General features: G+C 30.0%; 5 protein-coding genes and 1 pseudogene. 4 read left to right on the forward strand and 2 right to left on the reverse strand.

From position 1 onward, the window contains the following. The first annotated feature begins 457 nt into the window (after positions 1–457). From C7954_RS10170 to rpiA, 3 genes and pseudogenes are all read left to right on the forward strand, one after another. Positions 458–1,330, forward strand: a complete 873-nt coding sequence (locus C7954_RS10170; protein WP_134059911.1) for a DUF7973 family transport facilitator — start codon at positions 458–460, stop codon at positions 1,328–1,330. Between the two features lie 124 nt (positions 1,331–1,454). Continuing rightward, positions 1,455–1,652, forward strand: a pseudogene (locus C7954_RS10175) (helix-turn-helix domain-containing protein); the annotation flags it as partial. Positions 1,653–2,013: 361 nt separating this feature from the next. Beyond that, a complete protein-coding gene (rpiA, locus tag C7954_RS10180; protein ID WP_134059913.1) occupies positions 2,014–2,685 on the forward strand; it encodes a ribose-5-phosphate isomerase RpiA in 672 nt (223 codons plus the stop codon). Positions 2,686–3,178: 493 nt separating this feature from the next. On the opposite strand, the gene C7954_RS10185 is transcribed toward rpiA, so the two are convergent. Both C7954_RS10185 and C7954_RS10190 read right to left on the reverse strand, forming a co-directional pair. After that, on the reverse strand, positions 3,179–3,772 hold the full coding sequence (locus C7954_RS10185) for a zinc dependent phospholipase C family protein (RefSeq protein ID WP_134059923.1): 594 nt from the start codon (positions 3,770–3,772) through the stop codon (positions 3,179–3,181). Positions 3,773–4,143: 371 nt separating this feature from the next. Then, a complete protein-coding gene (locus tag C7954_RS10190) occupies positions 4,144–5,511 on the reverse strand; it encodes an IS1380 family transposase (RefSeq protein ID WP_089716966.1) in 1,368 nt (455 codons plus the stop codon). Positions 5,512–5,805: 294 nt separating this feature from the next. On the opposite strand from C7954_RS10190, the gene C7954_RS10195 reads away from it, so the two are divergent. After that, the coding region (locus C7954_RS10195; RefSeq protein ID WP_166635232.1) for an FMN-binding protein at positions 5,806–6,439 on the forward strand (634 nt) is incomplete at its 3' end.

Genomic DNA, 6,439 nt, shown 5'->3' on the forward strand with positions numbered 1-6,439 from the left:
AGCTGGAATATTTAATTTGTTAAAACTATTTATTTTATTGTTGTTTTGTGGTAAACTCATATCAGAATCTCCTTTTTGGTTTTGGTATGGTTTTTGTGCTAAAAACATTTTACCACAAACCTTAAGGGAGATTCTATTTTTTTATTCAAAAAAATTTGAACTAGATTTACTGTTTAAAGACTATCATAACTGGATTCGGTATTTTTACTTGCCGAATTCAAGTTTAATTAATTTTCACCTCTGAGAACAACATATTCAATTATTTTGATATTATTTAGTACTTTAGTAAATCTATTGATAATTCTTGTTTCAAAATAGTTATAAATATGTTGTTCTCATACTCTTTTTAAAAAAATGATTTAATAATAATTGAAAATGCAGTGTAATATTAAATTAGTCATTTAACTTTTTACTAAATTTTTATTAAAAAAATGAATAAAATCAGGAGGGATAGATTATGGGTATAACTTTAAATATGGTATTGGCATCTTTTGGTGGAGGTCTTTTTGGTGCGGCTATAGGGGGTAACTTTGCATTTATTTTTACTGGATTGCTTGTTTTAGTTGGTGAAGCTCTGGCAATGAGTGGTAGTGCTGGAGATATAACTAATGTTGTAGCTTTTGGTATGATGTTCGGTCCGCATATTGCTTTTGCAGGTGGTGCTGCTGCAACAGCTTATGCAGCTAAAAAAGAAAGACTTGAAGACGGCAAAAATGTTGGAAAACCATTAATTGGTATTAGTAAAAATTGGGATATTTTATTTATTGGGGGATTATTTGGTGTCTTTGGTATGACTGTTAATCAATTATTAGGTTCAATTGGGGCACCGACTGATACAGTTGCACTAACTGTATTTATTTCTGCTATAGTTCATAGAATAATGTTTGGTGAAACAGGTATTTTTGGAACATATAACTCAGATAAAGGTAGTTCATTTTGGAATCCATCTGCAGAAAATGCATGGTTACCTTCACAGACTAATTTTTCACAATTATTGATGATTGGTTTAGGTGTTGGACTTATTGGTGGTTATATTGGATTAAAAACCACTGTATTTATACCTTTCGGTATTGCAGCAGTATCTCTAATTGTTCTTCAAACTATGGGAGAAGGACCTGTTACTCATCACATAGCGTTTCCTGCAGCAGTAGCAGCAGTAGCAACTGGAAATATTATTTGGGGAGGAATATTCGGTATCTTAGGTGCATTTTTAGGTGAGTTTTATGCACGCCTATGTTACGTTTGGGGAGATACTCACATTGATCCACCAGCAGCAGCAATTGCTACAACAGTTACAGCTGCAATTTTTTTCTTAGGTTTTTCATTTTAAAAAAATATCTAATTGTAAAATAAAATTGAACTAATTAAAAATTTAATAAAAATGTCCATAGTGGCCCAAATTGTAATATAATTGAATCACCACAAAATAAAAACATTACAGGAGGGTAAACACTATGGACTACTTAAATAATACACCAAATCCTCGAAGAAATAAACATTTAAATGCTTATGAGCGTGGTCAAATTTCATCATTGCATTCTAAAAGAATGTCTGCTTATGCTATTGATAAGCGCTTAAATAGAGCTTCTAATACAATAAGAGTAATAAACGAGTTAAAACGTGATATTGTTTCTCAAATAAAAGTCAATAAAAAGTTCATATCTACTTCCTATAACTATATAGATGCTGGATTACTTAAAGTTTGTTCAATTTAACATTGTAATTTAAGTTATAATTTAATATAAATTTATAAAATATAATAGAGTTAATCTATGATTTAAATTTAAAAATTAGTAGCAAAAATTTAAAACAAAAGTATAATTTTAAAGATTCTTATTCCTATCAAATATTGGATATTTATTATAGAACCTTCTAAAAACATAAGATAATCACATTTAGTATTATTTATTAGCTAATCATAAAATCTTTAATAATTTTTATATCAAATATTATATATTTTTTATGTCACAATCAAAAATTTTTAAAACAACTTTTAGAAGGAGAGAAATTTTAATGAAAGCAAAAAAATTAACTGGAGAAAAGGCAGTAGAATATGTTGAAGATGGAATGATAATTGGTTTAGGAACAGGTTCAACTGCTTATTATGCTATTAAAAAAGTAGGTGAAATGGTTAGAAATGGTTTTAAAATAAAAGCTGTACCTACTTCTAAAGAAACTGCTAAACTGGCAGCTGAAGAAGGAATAGATCTTGTAGAATTAGCTGATGTAGAATCACTTGATTTAACTATTGATGGTGCAGATGAAGTTGATCCATATTTTAATTTAATTAAAGGTGGTGGAGGAGCTTTACTGAGAGAAAAGATTGTTGCTTCTGCTACTGAAAAATTAATCATTGTTGTTGATGAGTCAAAGCTTGTTAATCATTTGGGGGCATTTCATTTACCAGTAGAACTCACACCTTTTAGTTGGCAGTATACTCAGCGTATGATTGAAAAATTTAACTGCAGTAGTAAAATTAGAAAAATAGACGGAGAAATATATTTAACTGATAATGGGAATTATATTTTAGATTGTGATTTTGTAAAAATTGAAGATCCATTAAAAATAAGTTTAGAATTAAATAAATTGCCAGGAGTAGTAGAAAATGGAATTTTTGCAGAAATGGCAGAGCTAATTGTTGTTGGCTATAATGATGATCATATTGAAGTTTTAGATAATGAATAATATTTTATGAGAGTAGTTTATTGATTTTAAAAGAAAAAAAATTAGAAAAGAACGGAAGTAAAACCGTTTGCTTAAGCTAAATTAAAAGTATACCAAGATTAATAGTCTGCTAGACTAAAAAATTACGATTCTATCAACGCTTCCTTTATAATTGTTTTAATTACAAATTATATTGTGGGGGATGTAAAAAAAGAACTATAAGTTTATCAGCAGGAAGCATATATTAAATTAGCTCGAACTAGTGGTTCTCTCCAGGTAAACTTTGGTGAAGTATATTTTAAGAAAAATAGTGTTCCTATAAATAGCATGCTTTTTGTGCTAAATTATATTCTAGCAAAGTTTAATTTATTGGGACTTATCCCGTAGAGCAAACAGAATTCTTTTTAATGGTCTCGCTTTAGCTTTTAAGTTTTTTGTGGTATTTCTAAAAAATAAATATCTGCAAAAAAATAGGAGCCAGTTTAAACTGGCTCCTTTAATATTGTTATTTAGTTTATGCATTTTGATAGAGCAAACGGTGTCTTAAATTGAATACATGTGCAAAAGAATAATTTTCTTCAAGCTGCATTTCATATACCAATTTATTTGTCATTAAGACACAAATTCTAAAAGCTGATTCAATATCATTTTTAAAACTGTATTCCCTCTCTAAAAATTCCTGATGTTCTTTTTCAATAAATGTTTTTAAATCATTTCTATAAACAAATTTTTCTTCTATATCTTTTTTGAAAAAATCTGGATGTAGATTTTGAGCATGTTGATTTAATTGCCATTCGTGAAAAATATGAACTGTCTTTTCCCATAAAGTTCCTGGATCAAGCTCTGGATCATTATGTGCCCTACAAAAATAATCTGCAATATAATGAAATAATTCTCCCAATTTAACTGCAAATCGATAGGGGTTCTGGTCAGGATTCATTTCCTTTAAGTCGTCAAATTGTTTATAAAAGTTTTCCATCGTTTCATCTTTAAAGTGGCTTATATCTCTATCAATAAAGTCAGGCTTCATGCTTCCCCAGGCCAGTGCCATTTTAGAAAGCCAGATATCACTTTTAGCAAAATGATCATGAATTTTATAAGCCAGCATCTTATGTGTTCTAGTATCCAGTTTAAATACCTCCCGGTAAGTCCTGTCCATTCCAAAGATCTACGATATTTAAATTTTATCATAAACATGATTATATAGCAAATGGATTAATTTACCAAAAATATGATTTTGATTTTTAATCTATTTTAATTATATAAAAAATAATTAAACTTGAATTCGGCAAGTAAAAAGTTAAAGTAGTTCTTTTTAGATTTTTGCCGTTAAAAAATCATTTCAATCTATTAAAATTAAATATTTAGTCTTCATTTGAACAAAATGTTAAATAATTATCCAGCTTCCAGATTTTAGATGCACTTAACTAAACTATGGTTTTCATAGCTTAAAAATTAGTCTAAACTGTACTGTTGGTTTTAATTTAGCACCACCTTCTTTCTAAAATCTGTTAATGCTGTTCTAAGATGTTTAATTGTTTTTTCCAGTATTTTATTTGGGGCAAAGCGGATGTGTTTGTACCAGCCGCTGCCGCAGATATTACCTGCTATTTTGTAAAAGATTCTTCTTAGCGTGGTTATCTCATGATGATGCATACTTTCAGGCAAGAAAGTTCTTTTAAACCAATTATTAAGGTTAAAAGCTATCATTTTGATCAGTAAATACAGCTCATTACATTTGCGATTAATCTGAGTGTTCTGGTCAAAAGCAAAGCCTTCTTTCAGCTCATCGATCTTGTTTTCAATATTGCAGCGTTGATTGTAGTCATTAAATACTTCTTCAGCAGTTAGATAGTCTACATTGGTGACGATAGCCTGATACTCATAGGTAAACTCTTCAAACAGCATCTGTCCTTTTTTGTTGCATTTAGGCAGAGACTTTTTGATCAAAACAAAGCGCCGTTCTCTATCCCAGCTTTTTAGTGGGATTCTAATTTCAGTAACACTAAAAGTGTTATCGATTTTGACCCAGGGATATTGATCAGAGTTTTCATTAGCATAATCAATAATCTTTTTGACACCATTTTGCATTTTAGCTTTGATTATGTATTCAATACCGTTATCTTCACAGTATCTGAAGTTTTTCTGATCAAAGAAACCTCTGTCAGCTCTGATTCTTTTTAGATACCAGGTTTCAGGAAGAGTTTCAATACAGGATTCTAAAAACTTAAGAAATTCATGGTTGCTGTGATGTGTTCCTTCTTCTAAAGTTAGATTAAGTAGTTCATCAGTTTTAGAGATAATTGCTACTTTTTCTTTAAAGGATGGTCTACCTTTATATCTGGGATTATATCCATTTGCAGAACCTTCCTGATTGCCAAAAACAGTACACACTGTATCATCAAAATCGAGAATCACTTCTCTGGGAGCCTGGTTTTTAGCCATCAGAGAAAGAAGATCTTTATTAAGTTTTCTTAGTTCATTTCTACTTTCTTCTGGTAGAGCTTTTAGAAGATCTCGGCATACTTTTTCACTTGGAACATTAAAATCTTTAATTTTAAGATAGCCAGCATCCTGTCTTAAGTTTTCAAAGTGAGAAAAACGAGAATAACCCAGTGTAGATCCATCAACCATAAAATCAATAATATCAGCGGGTTGAAAAGTAGCATTTGGAGCTTTTCGATAGCTAATATTATCTGAAATCAAAGATTTAAAGTCTATAATTGATTTAGCAGCTTCAAGATAAGTAAAAGATGGAACATTGGAAACTGTATTATTGTCAAATTTTGCAGGAATATTAAATTCGTTAAAACTATTTATTTTATTGTTGTTTTGTGGTAAACTCATATCAGAATCTCCTTTTTGGTTTTGGTATGGTTTTTTTGCCTAAAAACATTTTACCATAAAACCAAGAGGAGATTCTATTTTTTTATTCAAAAAAATTTGAACTAGATTTACTGTTTAAAGACTATCATAACTGGATTCGGTATTTTTACTTGCCGAATTCAAGTTAAAATAAAAAGTAAAGTAATTACTAAAAAATTAGGTTTTCAATATTTGACATTTACCTCAACTATGTTATAATAATAACAAATAATGTTATTAAATTCACATGAATTAAAATCAAGAGGAGGCAAAATTATGAAGAAAAGTTTATCTCGTTTTATCAGCATTTTATTGGTTTTATCTGTGGCTGTAACTTTAAGTTTCACGGCAGCAGCAGAAACTAAAGTTTTAGAAGGAACAGCTGAAGGTTTTGGGGGTAAAGTAACAGTAGAAGTTAAGGTTGAAGATGATGAAATAATTTCTGTTGAAGCTTATGGTGACAAAGAAACTGAAGGAATTGGAACACCTGCTTTAGAAGAAATTCCACAAAAAATTATTGAAGCTAATTCAACAGATGTTGATTTAATTTCAGGTGCAACTTACACAAGTGAAGCTGTAGTATATGCAGTTAATAATGCTTTAAATCCAGAAGAATACCCAGCACCAGACTTTGAAGAAGTAGAAGCAGAAACACAAAGCCTAGAAGCTTCAGAATTGTACCAAGGTTTTGGTTTAGTTAATAATGGCCGTATCGGACCTGGAAAAGATAACACTGGAACTCAGGTCTACAGTTTTAATGAAGTTTATGCAAATGTGTTATTTGATGAAGATGGTAAAATTGTTTTTATACATATTGACGAATTAGAGGTAGCTACACCAAATTATGATGGTAAAGCTATGCCTCATTTAAGCGGTTTCCCACCCCAGGGAGGATATAATTTTGACGAAG

Source organism: Halanaerobium congolense, assembly GCF_004366375.1.
Classification (GTDB): domain Bacteria; phylum Bacillota; class Halanaerobiia; order Halanaerobiales; family Halanaerobiaceae; genus Halanaerobium; species Halanaerobium congolense.

Coding starts and splice junctions, on each gene's coding strand:
- C7954_RS10190 (WP_089716966.1), bottom strand. CDS start 5,511: ATGAGTTTACCACAAAACAACAATAAAATAAATAGTTTTAACGAATTT.
- rpiA (WP_134059913.1), top strand. CDS start 2,014: ATGAAAGCAAAAAAATTAACTGGAGAAAAGGCAGTAGAATATGTTGAA.
- C7954_RS10170 (WP_134059911.1), top strand. CDS start 458: ATGGGTATAACTTTAAATATGGTATTGGCATCTTTTGGTGGAGGTCTT.
- C7954_RS10185 (WP_134059923.1), bottom strand. CDS start 3,772: ATGCTGGCTTATAAAATTCATGATCATTTTGCTAAAAGTGATATCTGG.